This is a genomic window from Planomonospora parontospora, assembly GCA_014647935.1.
Classification (GTDB): Bacteria; Actinomycetota; Actinomycetes; order Streptosporangiales; family Streptosporangiaceae; genus Planomonospora; species Planomonospora parontospora.
Genome location: BMQD01000009.1, coordinates 37,227 through 51,843 on the forward strand (window position 1 = coordinate 37,227; position 14,617 = coordinate 51,843).

Annotated in this window: 20 protein-coding genes; 7 read left to right on the top strand and 13 right to left on the bottom strand. The window is 67.7% G+C overall.

Translation table 11 applies throughout. The annotated features are described in order from the left end of the window. Positions 1-3: 3 nt before the first annotated feature. The 7 genes from IEZ07_RS15610 to IEZ07_RS15640 all read right to left on the bottom strand — a co-directional run bounded on the left by IEZ07_RS15610 (position 4) and on the right by IEZ07_RS15640 (position 5,948). Positions 4-1,368, bottom strand: coding sequence for a tyrosine-type recombinase/integrase (locus tag IEZ07_RS15610; RefSeq protein WP_191895415.1), 1,365 nt, complete (start codon positions 1,366-1,368; stop codon positions 4-6). Then, a complete protein-coding gene (locus IEZ07_RS15615; RefSeq protein ID WP_191895416.1) occupies positions 1,365-1,556 on the bottom strand; it encodes a helix-turn-helix transcriptional regulator in 192 nt (63 codons plus the stop codon). The genes IEZ07_RS15610 and IEZ07_RS15615 overlap by 4 nt, the downstream gene beginning before the upstream one ends. Further along, the gene (locus IEZ07_RS15620; RefSeq protein ID WP_191895590.1) at positions 1,553-2,908 is read right to left on the bottom strand and encodes a replication initiator; all 1,356 of its coding nucleotides are present in this window, start codon (positions 2,906-2,908) and stop codon (positions 1,553-1,555) included. Before IEZ07_RS15620 ends, IEZ07_RS15615 begins: the two co-directional genes overlap by 4 nt. A 276-nt stretch (positions 2,909-3,184) precedes the next feature. Continuing rightward, on the bottom strand, positions 3,185-3,532 hold the full coding sequence (locus IEZ07_RS15625; protein ID WP_191895417.1) for a hypothetical protein: 348 nt from the start codon (positions 3,530-3,532) through the stop codon (positions 3,185-3,187). Positions 3,533-3,549: 17 nt separating this feature from the next. Then, entirely contained in the window at positions 3,550-4,212 is a 663-nt protein-coding gene (locus IEZ07_RS15630) for a DUF2637 domain-containing protein (protein ID WP_191895418.1), read from the bottom strand. A gap of 37 nt (positions 4,213-4,249) precedes the next feature. Further along, positions 4,250-5,614: an FtsK/SpoIIIE domain-containing protein gene (locus IEZ07_RS15635; protein WP_239320217.1), complete on the bottom strand. Its 1,365-nt coding sequence runs from the start codon at positions 5,612-5,614 to the stop codon at positions 4,250-4,252. After that, complete coding sequence (locus IEZ07_RS15640; RefSeq protein WP_191895419.1) at positions 5,607-5,948, bottom strand: SCO3933 family regulatory protein; 342 nt, start codon at positions 5,946-5,948, stop codon at positions 5,607-5,609. Before IEZ07_RS15640 ends, IEZ07_RS15635 begins: the two co-directional genes overlap by 8 nt. Before the next feature lie 132 nt (positions 5,949-6,080). Between IEZ07_RS15640 and IEZ07_RS15645 the strand changes: the two genes are divergently transcribed. Continuing rightward, the gene (locus IEZ07_RS15645) at positions 6,081-6,416 is read left to right on the top strand and encodes a GntR family transcriptional regulator (RefSeq protein ID WP_191895420.1); all 336 of its coding nucleotides are present in this window, start codon (positions 6,081-6,083) and stop codon (positions 6,414-6,416) included. A gap of 177 nt (positions 6,417-6,593) precedes the next feature. On the opposite strand, the gene IEZ07_RS15650 is transcribed toward IEZ07_RS15645, so the two are convergent. Continuing rightward, complete coding sequence (locus IEZ07_RS15650; RefSeq protein ID WP_191895421.1) at positions 6,594-6,809, bottom strand: hypothetical protein; 216 nt, start codon at positions 6,807-6,809, stop codon at positions 6,594-6,596. A 150-nt stretch (positions 6,810-6,959) separates the two neighbouring features. Here IEZ07_RS15650 and IEZ07_RS15655 point away from each other — a divergent pair, with 150 nt between their 5' ends. Genes IEZ07_RS15655 through IEZ07_RS15665 form a run of 3 tightly spaced genes read left to right on the top strand, consistent with a single transcriptional unit; the run spans position 6,960 to position 8,766 of the window. Beyond that, positions 6,960-7,700: a helix-turn-helix domain-containing protein gene (locus tag IEZ07_RS15655; protein WP_191895422.1), complete on the top strand. Its 741-nt coding sequence runs from the start codon at positions 6,960-6,962 to the stop codon at positions 7,698-7,700. A 2-nt stretch (positions 7,701-7,702) separates the two neighbouring features. Then, positions 7,703-8,176: an NUDIX hydrolase gene (locus IEZ07_RS15660; RefSeq protein ID WP_191895423.1), complete on the top strand. Its 474-nt coding sequence runs from the start codon at positions 7,703-7,705 to the stop codon at positions 8,174-8,176. A gap of 35 nt (positions 8,177-8,211) precedes the next feature. Continuing rightward, positions 8,212-8,766, top strand: a complete 555-nt coding sequence (locus tag IEZ07_RS15665) for an SMI1/KNR4 family protein (protein ID WP_191895424.1) — start codon at positions 8,212-8,214, stop codon at positions 8,764-8,766. Here IEZ07_RS15665 and IEZ07_RS15670 read toward each other — a convergent pair whose 3' ends face one another. The 3 genes from IEZ07_RS15670 to IEZ07_RS15680 form a co-directional block, all read right to left on the bottom strand. Beyond that, positions 8,767-9,336, bottom strand: coding sequence for an HD domain-containing protein (locus IEZ07_RS15670; RefSeq protein ID WP_191895425.1), 570 nt, complete (start codon positions 9,334-9,336; stop codon positions 8,767-8,769). Positions 9,337-9,403: 67 nt separating this feature from the next. Beyond that, on the bottom strand, positions 9,404-9,874 hold the full coding sequence (locus IEZ07_RS15675) for a GntR family transcriptional regulator (RefSeq protein WP_191895426.1): 471 nt from the start codon (positions 9,872-9,874) through the stop codon (positions 9,404-9,406). A gap of 4 nt (positions 9,875-9,878) precedes the next feature. Then, on the bottom strand, positions 9,879-10,223 hold the full coding sequence (locus IEZ07_RS15680) for a hypothetical protein (protein WP_191895427.1): 345 nt from the start codon (positions 10,221-10,223) through the stop codon (positions 9,879-9,881). 163 nt (positions 10,224-10,386) lie between these two features. Here IEZ07_RS15680 and IEZ07_RS15685 point away from each other — a divergent pair, with 163 nt between their 5' ends. Next, the gene (locus IEZ07_RS15685; RefSeq protein WP_191895428.1) at positions 10,387-11,112 is read left to right on the top strand and encodes an XRE family transcriptional regulator; all 726 of its coding nucleotides are present in this window, start codon (positions 10,387-10,389) and stop codon (positions 11,110-11,112) included. An 18-nt stretch (positions 11,113-11,130) separates the two neighbouring features. Here IEZ07_RS15685 and IEZ07_RS15690 read toward each other — a convergent pair whose 3' ends face one another. Then, complete coding sequence (locus tag IEZ07_RS15690) at positions 11,131-11,478, bottom strand: HflX-like GTP-binding protein (protein ID WP_191895429.1); 348 nt, start codon at positions 11,476-11,478, stop codon at positions 11,131-11,133. Positions 11,479-12,782: 1,304 nt separating this feature from the next. Beyond that, on the bottom strand, positions 12,783-13,361 hold the full coding sequence (locus IEZ07_RS15695; RefSeq protein WP_191895430.1) for a hypothetical protein: 579 nt from the start codon (positions 13,359-13,361) through the stop codon (positions 12,783-12,785). A gap of 320 nt (positions 13,362-13,681) precedes the next feature. On the opposite strand from IEZ07_RS15695, the gene IEZ07_RS15700 reads away from it, so the two are divergent. Together IEZ07_RS15700 and IEZ07_RS15705 are read left to right on the top strand one after the other, a co-directional pair. Next, positions 13,682-14,197 (top strand): hypothetical protein, encoded by a 516-nt coding sequence (locus IEZ07_RS15700; protein ID WP_191895431.1) that lies wholly within the window; start codon positions 13,682-13,684, stop codon positions 14,195-14,197. Positions 14,198-14,295: 98 nt separating this feature from the next. Beyond that, entirely contained in the window at positions 14,296-14,613 is a 318-nt protein-coding gene (locus IEZ07_RS15705) for a GIY-YIG nuclease family protein (protein ID WP_191895432.1), read from the top strand. The last annotated feature ends 4 nt before the right edge of the window (positions 14,614-14,617 follow it).

A 14,617-nucleotide genomic window follows, 5' to 3' on the forward strand; every position in this document is an offset into this window, starting at 1 on the left:
GGATCATGATTCCAAGGCTGTGGTGATCTGTCCGTTAGCGCGAGCCCGCTGTCCTTCGATGCACTTGGCGTAGACGCGGAGAAGAACGTCCACCCCGTGGCCGGCCCGCTGGGCGACCTCGGTCGGCGGGACACCCGCGTTGAGCCACAGCGAGACCGCCGCGTGCCGTAGGTCATACGGCCTCGCCGCAAGCGGAGAGGCGACCTGCTCTACGGGGAAGGCCAGTCGCCGTGCCTCCTGCCAGACGGCGGAGTAGGCCGATGAGGAGAACGGACGGCCCTTGCTCGTGCGGAAGAGCCTGCCGTCCTTCTCAGCGCCGTACGCCTCTATGTGCTCCCGGAGGATCACGACAAGGACCGGAGGGATCGGGATCTCCCGCGTGTCGTCCTTGGCCCGGTGCTTGAGGCCGCGTTCGTCGTGGGTCTCCCCCGAATTCGTCCACCGCTTGTTCGCCTGCGGACGCGCCTTCTCAAGCGTGACCAGGCCCCAACCGTCGGTGGGAAGGTCGCAGTTCTGACGGCGCAGTCCGGAAGCCTCCTCGGGGCGGAGAGCCGCGTAGTACATGCAGGCGAACATGGCCACCATCCGGGGACCGCGCGTCCGTCCCACCTGGCTCACGGCATCGAGGAGTGCCCGAACCTGGACCGGATTGACCACCGTTCGAGGATCGACGGCCCCCGTGGCTTTCGGAGGCTTCCACTTCACCGCGTGCAGAGGATTGCCGGGCAGCTTCTTGAGCTCCACCGCGGATTCCATCATGTGGTGCAGGACGGCCCGCTTGCGCCGTACCGTGTTGGCCGCCGCCGGCTCCCCGTCGAAGCGGAGGGCGACGGCATCGAGAGCCGATCGGCTCACGGCCGGTTCCAGCAGGTTGGCGAGGGGCAGGGACGCTGCCTCCAGCCAGGCGAACGCCGCCTTCTGCTCCGGTCGCAGTTCTCCACGCCGCTTGTCGGGCAGGAAGGCGTAATCCCGCAGCACCGCCCGAAGCTCCTCATCGTCCGGTCTGCCTCGCAGATCCTTGGTGAGCACCGGGACGAGGGACAGCAGGGCATACGTCATCGTCTCGCGCGTCCGGGCCGCCGAGTGAACCCATCGGGCCGCCATGTACGACCGGGCGAAGTCGAAGAACGTCGGCCCAGAGTCGGCAGGCTTGGCCATCGATATGGGAAGACCCGTCACGAGCTCGAAGGGCTCCCCCTTCTTCGCCGCCTGCCGCAAGTCGGAGAGGAAGCTCTCGGCGAGCGCCTTGGTCTTGAACGTCTTGGACTTCTCCTTGGTGCCCACCTTCCAGCGAACGACGTAGGACGGCGTCTTGCCCGAGAGCTTCCGGCGGAGGTCCCAGATCTTGACCTCATAGGAGGTGCTCACGCCGCCTCCCGGAGGCTCTCCAGCCAGGTCGTGAAGTCACTCCGCCAGATGCGGATCTCTCCGTTGGGCAGCTTGATGCACTTGGGCGCGTGGCCGAGTTCGCGCCACCGGTAGAAGGTCCGGCGGGAGAGCCCGCCCAGCTCTTCGAGGACCTGGGGGACGGTCAGCAGCTCATCGCGGCGGGTCATCGGGCATCACCCCCGCCGTTCATCGGAGAGGCGGGTAAGGCCGTGCCGGTCAACGCGGCGGCGAGGAGCGCGTCGCCCGGGGTCAGGCCCTTGCCCGCGTACTCCCATTCGGTGATGACGAGAACGGAGTCCTCATCGAAGAGCGGCAGCCGCCCGGTGCTGATCTCCTCCTCGCGGACGAAGGTTTCCCGGTCGGCGCGGATGTCGCCGAGGGTCGTGGAGTAGTGCCGGGAACGGGTGGAGAAGTGGCCGCGGAAGCCGAGCATGTGCGCCCACGGGGTCAGCCGCAGGTCCGCCAGGCCGTCAAGGGCGCCCAGGCGGAAGCACTCGGCGATGAGCCGCCGGGCGTGCTCCCGGAGTGGGAGTGCGGCCAGGTCGTCGAGCGGGCTGATGCGCCGGTCCAGGGTGCCGACGCACTCGGCGGCCTTGGTGGCGTACTTGGCGATGTAGCCGGCCACCGCCTGTTCGGTCAGTTCCCCGCCCATGGTGATCGGGCGGACGTCGAGCTGAGCGCCCCAGCGCAGCACCCGGGCGGGCTCGCCTTCGGCGGCCGGGACGGGCACGGAGACGGCCGAGGCGGCGTGCCGTACGGCGTCCGCCAGGGCGTCGGCGGTCGCCCAGGCCGGAGGCGGAGAGGCGGGTCCTTCGGGGCCGTCGAGGCGGATGACGGCGTGGAAGTGGACGACGCCGCGCCGTTGGTATTCGGCGACCTTGGCGAAGGCGATCGTGAGTCGTCCCCGGAGCTCTCGCAGGGTCAGCCCGGCGAACTTGGCGACGCGGCGGCGCAGGGCGTCGGTGAAGTACCGCCAGAGCTGGGAGGCCAGGGCGTTGAACAGGACCGAGCCCGCGTAGTCGTAGCAGTCGCCGCAGAGCGGTTCGCCGAGGCGGGCGTCCTCGGTGCCGTGGCGGGCGGTGCAGGACATGATGCGCCCGTGCGGGCAGGTCTCGGCGTCGCGGCGGGCGTGGCACGGCAGGACCTTGCCGTTTTTCTCCCGGCGGGTGTGGACGATGCCGAAGGACGGGGCGGTGAGGGTGACGAACAGGCACGGGTGGGCGGTCACCGTCTCGGGGACGCCCTTGCCGCCGGCCAGGCCCGCGCGGATCAGTTGGTAGGTGTCGGCCCGGTAGACCTCGGCGCAGGACGGGCAGCGGGAAGCCCGGCGGGTCTTGCACGGCACGCGGAGGACGCCGCCGGGTTCGGTGCGGGTGGTGTAGCGGTGGAGCAGTTCGCCGGTGGCCCGGTCGATGTGGTCGACCTTGCCGCGCAGGTGGATGGGCTGTCGGCAGCCGCCGGTGGCGCGGATCTGGGCGGCCCACCGGGCGTAGTCCGGATCGTGCAGGCGGGTGATCATGCCGCGGATCGCGTGCGGGTTGAGCGCGGGTACGGGCAAGATGGAGACCTCCTTTCACTCGTTGGGGTGGGAGGGGATGGCCCCCGACCTGGCAGGCGTCTTGGCGGATGTACGGCCAGGCCGGGGGCGCCGACTGCTCAGCCGAAGCCGAGGCCGTCGCACAGGCGGCAGGTGCCGCCGAGGGAGTCGAGACCGGTGCCGCCGCAGTCGCAGCAGCGCCAGCGCTGGGGCGCAAGCGGTCGACGGTCGGGCAAGGCGGTCGTCTCCTCGCTGATCTCAGGCGACATCGGCGGCATCCGGGACGACGCAGCCGGAGTAGCTGGCCAGGGCCGCATACCGGGCGCGCGGGGCGGCCAGGATCGCGAGTGCCTCGTAGCTGACCGGGCCGAAGGCCAGGCGCGCCTTGTGGTGGCCGTGGGCCATGTCGTCGGGGTCAGGTGCGGTGCCGAGGAGCGCGGCGATCCGGTCGATCTCGGCGATCATCTCGGCGTCGGTGCCCCGGGCGGGGAAGTGCAGGACGGTCACGCCGTGGGGCGGGACGGGGACGGCGGGGTTGGCCTCCAGGAAGGCGGCCAGCTCGCGCAGGCCCTCGATCACGGCGGGTCGGTGGTCGGTGTCGATCATCGCGTGTGTCTCCTTTCTCATCGGGCGGGCTGCGGTACGGCGTGCAGGGTGCGCAGCAGTTCGGCGGCGAGCTGGTCGGAGACGCCGAGGCGGGCGCGCAGCAGCTCGGGTGTGATGGGTGCGCCGTGCTTGGTGTGGTGTTCGCCGGCGACGCGGCGGGCGAAGGTGACCAGGGCCGGGGACGGTCCGGCCGCGGGTTCGGGGCCGTCGTCGGTGGCCGGGGTGAGTTCGGGCATCGGAGGCGTCGGGACAGGTGCGGCCGAGGCGGTGACCGTCACCGGGGCCGGAGCGGGACGGGAGGCGGCGGCGCGGCGTTCCAGCATCGAGACCGCGATGAGGAACGCCCCGGCGGGAGTGGCGGCGACCAGCCAGCCCCACACCGAGGGTTCGGCCTGGTGGAGGTTGGCGGCCAGAGACAGCACGACCCCGCCGGCCAGCACCAGCGTCGGCCAGGAGACCGGCCCGGAGCGGACGCGGCCGGTCTTGGCGTCGCGCTGGCGCTCGCGGGCGGCCATGACGCAGGTCATGTCGACGCAGACGGCCACGGCCCAGGCCATCCAACCGGTCTGCCCGTGCTCGCTGGCGGTGTCGTGGATGTGGGTGAACGATCCGGCACCCGCGATGGCGGCCAGGACGAGGACCGGCCCGGAGTCGAGTAGCCAGCAGGCAAGGCGTCGCATCGTGTCCCCCTTTCTGATCAGGTCAGGTCAGGTCGGTTCAGGCGTCGAGGAGTTCGTTCAGGTCGGCGTCGGTGATCTCCGCTCCACGGGTGCCGGAGGTGATCTCCTCCCATGGCGGGGTGAGATCGGCGTACATGCGGGCGGCATGTTCGGCCGCGTGCTCGGAGACGTAGAAGGAGCGGGCGCGGTACCACTGGCCGTCCTGGGAGGCGACGATGGCGACGCCGGGTGTCTCGGCGGGGATCGCGCAGGCGGAGACCAGGGCGGCCGGGTCGAGGTCGCCGAGGGTCATGGTCGCGGTCTCCGGGTCGTTGACCCGGTGGCAGATCCGCCCCGAGCACTGGGCGCGCAGCGCGGTGACGCCGGGGCCGAGGTCGGAACCGATCCGCTGGCCGCAGCAGAACAGGTAGATCCCGAAGGCCCGCCCGAGCTGCGCCACCCGCAGCAGCGCCGTCGAGGTCTTGGCGATCTCGTCCTTCTCGCTCTTGTCGGCCATCAGGTACAGCTCGGCCAGCTCGTCGACCAGGACCACGACCGGCACCGGCCGCACCCCCGGTGGAAGCTGCCAGATGTTGCGCGCCCCGGCCTGACGGCACAGGCCCATCCGGTCGGCCATCAGGCCCACGAGGTCATCGAGCAGGCCGACGCACTCGGTCCGGGAGGTGGCCAGGGCCGATAGCCGGGACGCGTAGGGGGTGAACTCCACGCCGCCCTTGAGGTCGAAGCCGACCAGGGCGACCGGTTGCGGGGATAGGCCGACGATCAGTGCGTTGGCGAGGTTGGACTTGCCGGACTGGGTGGCCCCGGCGTTGAGCCAGTGTGGGACGGTGCGGAAGTCGATCTCCCACGGCTTGCCGGTCTCCAGCCGCCCCACGGTGACCTTCAGCAGCTCCGACGAGGGCGGGATCTCATCGACCCGCACCAGCGGATCGCGCATGGTCGCGGCCAGCACGACCCGACCGGGCCGGGGCGAGGAGACCCGTACGGCGTGCACCCGCCAGGAGTGGGCGAGCCGTTCGGCCGCCTGGGCGTAGTCGTCGGGGATCTGCCCTTCCAGCAGGTGGACCGTCACCCGCCAGCCGTACCGGGTCGGCCGGGGCAGCCACATCCACGGCTTGGTGTCGACCGCGATCCGCTGGAAGCGGCGGCGGACCTTGACCATGCCGGTGGAGGCGACCGCGTTGGGGACCAGGGTGAACCACCAGCGGTGACGCTTCTTGGTCAGGCCGCAGCCGAGGGCGATCTTGCGCCAGGTGGCGCGGACGCTGACGGCCATGAGCGGGTAGCCGACCACCAGCCAGAAGGACCGGTAGTGCCAGCGCCGCCAGGCCCACAGGCCGGCCACCGCGACGGCCAGGACCACTCCGGCGTCGAGGAGTCTCAGCAGCAGGTCATCACGCAAGGGCGCTCACCTCCGCCGGGACGATCGAGGCGGCCCGGTAGCTGATGCCCCACCGCACTTCGCCGTTGCGGGTCTGCTCCCACACGAAGCCGACCAGGTCGACCGGGTGGACGGGCATGCCGAGGGTGACGGGCGGCTCTCCGGAGGTGTTGACGCGGATCAGCTCGATGCGACCGGTGTTGTTGATGGCCGAGAGGGCGACTTCGTAGACGGGGGTGCCGTTCTTGTCGGTCTTGATCTCGCCGGTGTCCTTGTTGAGCAGGCGGGGGCGGGGTGCGGCGACGCAGACGAACTGCAGCTTGGTCGTGTCGACCGGGATCGGGATGTTGCGCATGACGGGTGACCTCCTTATTCGTCGTGGTCAACATAGTTAACCTAGTTGGCTGGGTTGTCAATGTTCTCAAGGTTGGCTTGGTTCCGCGGCTGTGCTGAACTAGAGGCAGACGACGCGGCGGAAGAGGGACGGATGGTCAAGCACACCGGGCGGCCCGGCTACTTGCAGATCGCCGATGATCTGCGGGAGCAGATCCGTGGCGGTGCTCTCGCGCTCGGCGCCCCGCTGCCGTCCACCGCCCAGTTGGCCGAGCGGTACGGCGCATCGCTGAGCGTGGTGAAGATGGCCGTCGGCATCCTGCGGAACGAGGGCCTGGTCGTCGGCCAGCAGGGCAAGGGCGTGTTCGTCCGGGAGGACGCGGCGCCGGCCCCGCCGCCCGCCGACGAGATCACGGAGATCCGCCTCACGCTGCGCGAGTTGTCGGAGCGACTCGCGAAGGTCGAAGCGGAGCTGTCCGAGCGTAGGTAGCGCTCTCGCCCCGGACGTGGCAGCCGGTGACCCGGCGAGCCAGGCCCGCCGCGCGGCTCGGAGGCGTCGCGGCCAGGTGCATACGCCGGTCCTCCTGGCGCATGCCGACCATGACGAGCACGTAGCCGACGAGCACGGCCGCCCCGAGCACGATGCCGATGATCAGCGGGATCGCGGTCACGTCCAGATCACCCCCGCCTTGGCGAAGTCCTGGGGGCGACCGGCCGGCCGCCGGGTCTCGCCGCGCCGCCTCCCCGCCTTGCGCCGCCTGGCCGTACGGCGCAGCCAGCGCGCCAGCGCGTGGCACTTGCGGCAGAGCGTCTGCCCCTCCTCCAGAGCCGCGCCGCAGGCGCAGACCGGTCCGTCGTCCAGCGGGAACGTCAGGTCGATCATGGGTTGTTCTCCTTTCGCCGATTCCGTGTGGTGCGGTGTGACACGAGAATCCGGTGAAAGGGCGGGACGAGATCACTACAGGACGGGACATGTTCAGGACGTCCGGTCTACGATTGCCAGGTCCCTGGACGTCCCCCCTGGTCAGGTGAAATGCCGAACGAGCGACTGCGCGCGGCCCTTCTGGAACGAGGGGCGACGGTGGCCGAGCTAGCCGATTCCATTCAGGTCGATCCGAAAACGGTGGAGCGGTGGATCACTAAAGACCGCACGCCGTACCGAAAGCACCGTTATGCAGTGGCTTCGTTCCTGCGGATGGACGAGGCATACCTGTGGCCGGAGGCGCTGACGCCTGAGCAGAGCGCGGCCGTGTCGGAGAGCGAGATCGTCACGGTCTACCCGCACCGCTGGGCCGTCCCCCGGGACGCGTGGGGACGTCTCTTCTCGGCGGCCAAGCAGGAGATCGGCGTGCTCGTCTACAGCGGCCTGTTCGTGGCCGAGGACTCCGGCATCGTGCGCCTGTTCGCCGACAAGGCCAAGGCCGGGGCGCGGGTGCGCATCCTGCTCGGCGATCCCGACTGCGCCGAGGTCGCCCAACGCGGTGAGGACGAGGGCATCGACGACGGCATGGCCGCCAAGATCCGCAACGTGATGGTGCTGTATCGGCCGCTCCAGCAGGTCGAGGGCGTCGAGATCCGGCTTCACCGCACTGTGCTCTACAACTCCATCTACCGCGGAGACGACCAGCTGCTCGTCAACACCCACGTGTACGGCCAGCCCGCCGCCAACGCACCGGTCTTCCATCTGCGCAAGATGGCCGGCGGGGACATGGTCTCCACCTACACCGGCAGTTTCGAAGCCGTCTGGGCCGACGCCGTCCCCCTAGACTCCTGATCATGGCCCGCCGCATCGACTTCTACGACGACCCCGCCGCGCCCGCGCCCAACAGCCTGGTCCCGTCGGTCAACGTCGTGGTCACCAACGACGCGGACGAGATCCTGATGATCCGCCGCAGCGACAACGACAACTGGGCCGTGCCCGGTGGTGCGATCGACCTGGGCGAGTCCCTCCCCGAGGCTGCCATCCGGGAGACGCTGGAGGAGACCGGCGTGCGGTGCGAGATCACCGGGATCGTCGGCACCTACACCGACCCCAGGCACGTCATCCTCTACACCTCCGACGGCGAGGCCCGTCAGGAGTTCTCCATCGTGCTCACGGGCCGCGCCGTCGAAGGCGAGCCGACGCCGAGCGACGAGTCCCGCGAAGTGCGCTGGGTACCGCGCCAGGAGGTCGAGACGCTGACGATGGACCGGTCGATGCGCCTACGGATCGGCCACTACCTGGCCGGCCGAGCGCCGTACATCGGGTGAGTCCTTCTTGATCGCGCTGCCGTACGGTAGGCCCCATGAGCGCCCCCGGCACACCCCGCTACCCATGGCTTGATCTTCTCGAAACCGTGAACCGCGCGCTTCAGAACAGGCATGCGCGCAGTCTGGCCTCCGCACCACCCGGTTCTCTCCATTACCAGCAGGTGGCCGCGTATCCTCCTCCCGACTGGCTGGGCACAGACGGCGTCAGTGAAGCCGAGCTTGTACGGCACGAGGAGCGCCTCGGGGTGCGCCTGCCACCGAGTTACAGGGAGTTCCTCCAGGTCACCAACGGATGGGACGAGGAGACCCGCTTCAGCATCCGCATGCTGCCCATAGCCGAGGTCGGCTGGACCCGTGACGTTGATCCGGAGCTTGCGGAGATATGGACTTCCACCAGGCCGGGCATGGCTGACACGCTCTACGTCTCCGAACATCTCGAAGGTCAGGTCTATCTGCTCAACCCGAACATCGTCACGCCCGATGGCGAGTGGGAGGCGTGGGACTTCGCCAACTGGCACCCAGGTGCGCTCGAATTCCGCTCGTTCTGGGACCTGATGACGAGTGTCTTCAACAACGGGTCCATGCCCTGATTACCTACCTGTTCTGGTCTGCCGTGTCTCGACGAGCGCCGTCTCGACGGCTTTGACCGCGGCCAGGATGCACGGCGTCGACGCCGTGATCGAACGTGAGACGAGATGCTCGGGGCCGTAGCGAGAGTGGATCTCGGCCAGGCGCTCGGTGACGTCGAGGGGCACGCCGTCCGGACTGGTGGTCATGTCGCAGTAGGTCAGCGCCTCGACCAGCTCGGGGCGCTCCTGGTCGAACTCGCTCGTGAGCGCGTCGAAGAGGTCGCGGTTACGCGCCTCGTTGACCGCGCAGGTGTGGTGCGCGACCAGACGGCACAGCCGGTCATCGGCCTTGATCACGTCACGCAGGTAGCGCGCGCCGTCGAGCGGGTGGAACCCGGTGTCGATGAGGTCGGGGGCATAGCCGATGTCGTGCAGCCAGGCCGAGGCGATCAGCAGGTCCGCCTCTTCCCCGAGAACCGGCGCCAGCGATTCGGCCCTCGCGGCCACCCCCTGCGAGTGCGCCCACCGGCGCGGCAACGGCTCTTCCAGGATGGCTCTGGCCAGCTCACGGGCCCATTCAGCTTGTCCCATGCGGTTCACGATAAATGCCGGACCCCGGGGGACTTCCAGGGTCCGGCATGGGACGTCCTGAGACGTCTCAATCCCGGTCAGGCCGGACGAACCGTCCTTTACCGTGCTCGGTGGTGATCAGCCCTTCCCGCTCCAGCTCCGCCAGGGCACGGCGGACGGTGTTGCGGGAAGCCCCGTGCCGACGGCGGAGCACATGCTCACTCGGCAGCATCGTCCCGGCGGCCAGCGTCCCGGCGCGGATCTGCTCCCGCAGGTCCCGGGCGATCACCTGGTAGCGGTACGCCGCCGCGGCATACCCGTCGGCGGCCACCATACGGCCCTTGCCGGGCAGGGTGACGATCAGCCCTTCGTTCTCCAGGACGGCCAGGCCCCGGCGGGCGGTGGTGCGGGCCACGCGGAACTGTGCGCTCAGGGCCGTCTCGGAGGGCAGGGCGCTTCCCGGTGGGTAGGTGCCCGCGGTGATCTGGGCGCGGAGCCGGTCGGCGAGTTGCCGGTAGACCCGCCCGCCGGTCAGCCACCTGCTCTCTTGTTGGGGCATCGCGTCAGGAGCGGTAGGCGTTGATGATCCGGCTAAGGTCGAGGCCCAGTTCTCCCTGTTCGCCCTCGCGCCAGCCGGCTCGTGCCGCTTCGGCGATCCGGTCGGCTGCGGGGAACAGCTTGAGGCAGGAGACCCGCTCGTCGTGTTGGTCGCCCCAGTAGAACCACTGGAACGACAGGTGGAGGTAGACCCGGCGGGCGCGGAAGGTGCTGTCGGTGACGTCCAGGCAGGGCCGGTCCTTGTCATCGATGATCAGAACCGCGATGACCTCCCGGTCGACCAGCTCGTTGCGCAACGCGGTGAGCAGGTCGACCTGATAGGCCCGCTGGTTGGCTTTCACGGTGCTCATGGGGACTCCCATCGGTGGAGGGTGGACCCGATACGCAGATGGGCCCGTGCCGATGAGCTTCGTTCGCGAGGTGGGACTTCCCCACCACGACTTAGGGACGTCTAGGGACGTCTCGTGTTACCGTCGCAGGCACCGGCCCTTGCTGCGGAAGGTGCGCCCCTTCATGAACGAGAACCTCCGCCACGCGCTCATCCGGGCGCGACTGCAACCCGTCGACATCGCCGCTCACCTGGCGGTGGACCCCAAGACCGTCGCCCGCTGGATCAGCGGCCGGATCCCCTACCCCCGCCACCGCCTGGCGGTCGCCGACCTCCTCGGCGTGGACGAGGACGAGCTCTGGCCCGAGCAGGCCGGAGGCCGGCGGACACTTCCCGGGGAGATCAAGGCGGTCTATCCGCACCGCTGGGCCGTACCGGCCGAGACCTGGCGCGGCTTCTTCCAGGCGGCGGATAAGGAGATCGGCATTCTCGTCTACAGCGGCTTGTTCCTGGCCGAGGACGCTGGCCTGTTGCGCATCTTGACCGAGCGGGCCCGCGCAGGCGTCCGGGTCCGCATCATCCTGGGCGACCCCGACAGCCCACAGGTAGCGGCCCGAGGAGTTGAGGAGGGCATCGGCGGCGACGTCATGGCCGCCCGCGTCCGCAACGCCCTGGCCCTCTACCGCCCGCTCCAGGACGTCGAGGGCATCGAGATCCGGCTACACCGCACGGTGCTCTACAACTCGATCTACCGCGCCGACGACGGTCTCTTGATCAACCTCCACACCTACGGCACCCGAGCCCCCGAAGCACCGGTCATCTACCTGACCCGCACCGAGGCCGACAACACCGCAGTGACCTACCTCGACAGCTTCGAACGCGTCTGGAGCAGCACCGGACCTTCCGATTGATGTGAGTGCCGAGCCTGTTCACAGATCGGTGGAACTGATCACCATGCAGCCGAAGACCTCAGCGAGCGCGTCACGCTGATGATCGGTCAACGGATTGAGGAAGATGACCACCTCAGCGCCGGTCTCCTCACGGGCGGACGCGATTTCACGAACCTTGCCCGCGCTCACCAGCGTGCGCGAGGAGTACGGCCGCCCCATCGCCTTCACTCCGCCGGCCGAGACGCCCCGGCGCTGCACGAAGCGCTCCACCACACGAGCGCCAAGGCTCGTGACCGAGTCGGCGAGCTCATTCATGAGCACGGCATGCCGCTTCTGCTTCGCGGAGAAGTAGCCGACGAGGAGAACGTCCTTGCCCTCCAGAGACACCGGCGAAGGATGCCGCTCCTTCGATCGAGTCTTCCGCGGAGGACGGCGTCCCCGTCGCAGGCGTCGATGCGGCTTCATGATCGGCACGATACTGACCGGGCGAGCGATGGCCACGCCTCCCGAACCAGGCATCATCGGAGGACCGAGCGCGTCTGCCGCGGCGGGACACACCTCGATCAAGATCGAACGTAACTTATCTTCTCGATTTCAAGGGCGGTCCGCTCCGCGGCCCGCCGCGCGTTGGGCGGTCGCCGGCCGCGCTGCGGCTCTTCGGCCGGTCGCGGCCAGCGACCGCCCACGCGCCAACTACCGCAAGGCGAGCCATTCCAGACCTGGTCGCTTCACCGGAGATCACTGAAGGAGTCCGCCTCTCTCGCATCGGCCTCGGCCGGAACACCAATGGAAGGGCATGTCGCTGGTTACCATGCGCGGCCGATAACCATCAAAATGTCACATTCGCAGCAGAACATGGTCGGGACAGCCTCTGAACGGACTTGAGACTGCCGCTCCCGGTAGGGATACGGGAGTCGATCGGAGGTTGTTCGGTCAGGTCACGTGTGTACGTTAAAACGGTGACGTACATACGCTAGGGTGATCCACGTAACTGTGCTCGCGCAGCCAAGGTTGGTCGGTTCATTGGGGGATCGACCAATGTCCGGTTTGGGTGGTTGATCCCTTTGACCGTGAACTCAACCGGGGAGGGATGCCCTATGGCTGCTCGAAAGCGGCGCCGCCGAAAGCTGCCCGCCCTTCCTGAGTGGGGGTCGCACGTAGTGAGAGCGATCCTCATCGCAGTGGACTGGTTCGTGAACGGCGGCGGGTCCAAGTAGACGTACGTCTACTTGGACCCGAGGATCCAGCAGGGGCCCCGTCAGGTTTGACGGCCAACGTCGGGGGCTTCTTGTTGTATCTCTACTTTACGGAGTTTGTATAGCGCTTAGTACACGAGGGCAACTACTCACAGGATTATCTTGCATCTGGACTCCTTCTCCCAGACTGGATGTCCACACGATGCCGTAACGATCGCCGAGGTGGCTGAGCGGCATAGACGGCTGGGGCGATCGGCTGCCGTGCCCTCCTCCGTCGAGCCTTGCCATCGGATGGCCACGATCCAGGAGCGTTTTTATCTTGAGTAGCGGTTCTCTTCGACGAGCTACATGACGACGATGGCCTGGGCGATCGTCGTGGCGCGGTACGGGCAGCAACGGAGTCAGACCCGCACCTTTCAGGCCTTTAGGGTTGCGGCTACGCGTTCCCCCGATGGCCGGATACAGGGGTGAGAGCGAACGTTGCCTGATGCGGCACTAGAGTGCAAGAACGCCCGAGAGACGCAAGGTTGGAACGACGCGGGTGACAACGTAGGTGGCGACGGGAGCGGCCTCCCAGTCGGACGTGAAGAGCGCGCACAACTCGTTACGGCTGCGTCCAGTCTCGCCCAGGGCCTCGCCCTTGGTGCCGATCTCGTGCACGCCATGTTCTTTGAGCCCGTAGATCAGCTCTTCGCCGCACGTGTCGAAGAGCTCCCCGAAGTCGAGCTTCTTCTTGAACCGGGGCCAGCCGGCGGCGTCGGGCATGACCAGGTAGACGGACATGTAGAGCATCGAGCGGCCAGCGACACATTCGACACTGGCCCTCCTCTTGCCGAGGAGCAGCGCGAGTTCACGCGGAAGCTCGGGCAGTCCGGCCGGCACGCCGAGCACGATGTCTCGCTCCCCACCCGCCCAGGTCGTGTCGCAGACAGGGAGCCTGATGCCGCCAGGCAGCACGAGGTCCCAGGCGCGCTGTTGGCCGACGCTTGCCTGACTGCTGACCGTCACCCCCTGAACCGTGACCGTCTGCCCTGAGTTCTCAAGCTTCAGACCTTCCCCAAGATCAACAGTCATACTCCCTGCCCCTTCCGCCATCGGCCGCTCAAGGCATGGCCGATATGACCGACAAGTCTAGGTTTGCCCCGAAGATCAATTGATGGTGAGACTACACCCCTCGTAGATCAAGAAGTCCTGTGAGACACATGAGACGGATGCGGTGCCGTGGTGATTGAGAGCACGAAGCGCCGCTATAAAAGTCAGTGGGTGCTGTACTCTCACGTGTAGCTGATGCTCCCGTGGACCGGATGGCCGGGGGAGCCAAAGGAACAGCACTGATAACTGAATGCGGGCCGGGCGAGCCAAAGGAGCCGCCGGGCACCAGAGAGGAATCCCCCATGGTTGCTACGTCCATGGACGCGCGTTGGGCTGTCGTGGCTAGGCTGCAGAACGATCTCGTGCGCGTCAACCCCGGATCGGACCGGGAGCAGATCATCGAGCGAGCGATTGATCTTGCTCTTAGTGAAAGCCGTACGCAGCAGAACCCCGACCACCTCTACCGGGACGTTCTCCGTAACGCGAAGTACACCTTCTACCGCTCCAAGCAGCGTGGACAGACCGCCTGGGCCCGCTACAACGGCCAGTTCGACATCTCCTTCGCCGAGGAAGGCGTCGACGTCACAGACCACGGAGCCACGGTCGAAGAAGAGGTGGAAGGCGGCAACCTGCTGCGGTATCTGAGGATGGCCGCAAACCAGCTTGGCAGTGTTGGCGTGGCCTTCCTGGAGCACCTCGCCAACGGCAAACGGCCCACCGAAGCCGCCCTCGCCGTAGGAATCTCCCGGGCCACCGCTTACCGCAACATCGCGGCCCTCCGAAAGCAGGTAGACGCCTGGACCGGTGAAGCGGCCTAAACCTTATGTCTGCACTTCTCGAAGATGGAGTCGTACGACTGCACAGCGTCTCCATCAAACGCTTCGTATTCCGCCTTACCCCACCTGCGATTAGAGCGATGATGCCGGAACGATGCATCGGTGTATACATCCTGTTCCGAAACGACACCCCCATCTACGTCGGCCGCTCTGATCACTGCCTCCGTCGAAGGTTGTCCACCCACAACCATCTACAGGAAGCCACCCATGTGGCCTGGGAATTCACCCCTACGGTGCAGCAGGCGTACGTCCTCGAAGCCCATCTCTTCCATCAGCACCGCGATCACTTGATCAACAAGATCCATCCGGCCTTGCCCGAGGGATCTTCCATCAGCTGTCCGTTCTGCGTACGCAACACCGAACAGGCGCTCGCTAGAGCGTTCAACCGCGTCGCATAGAGCT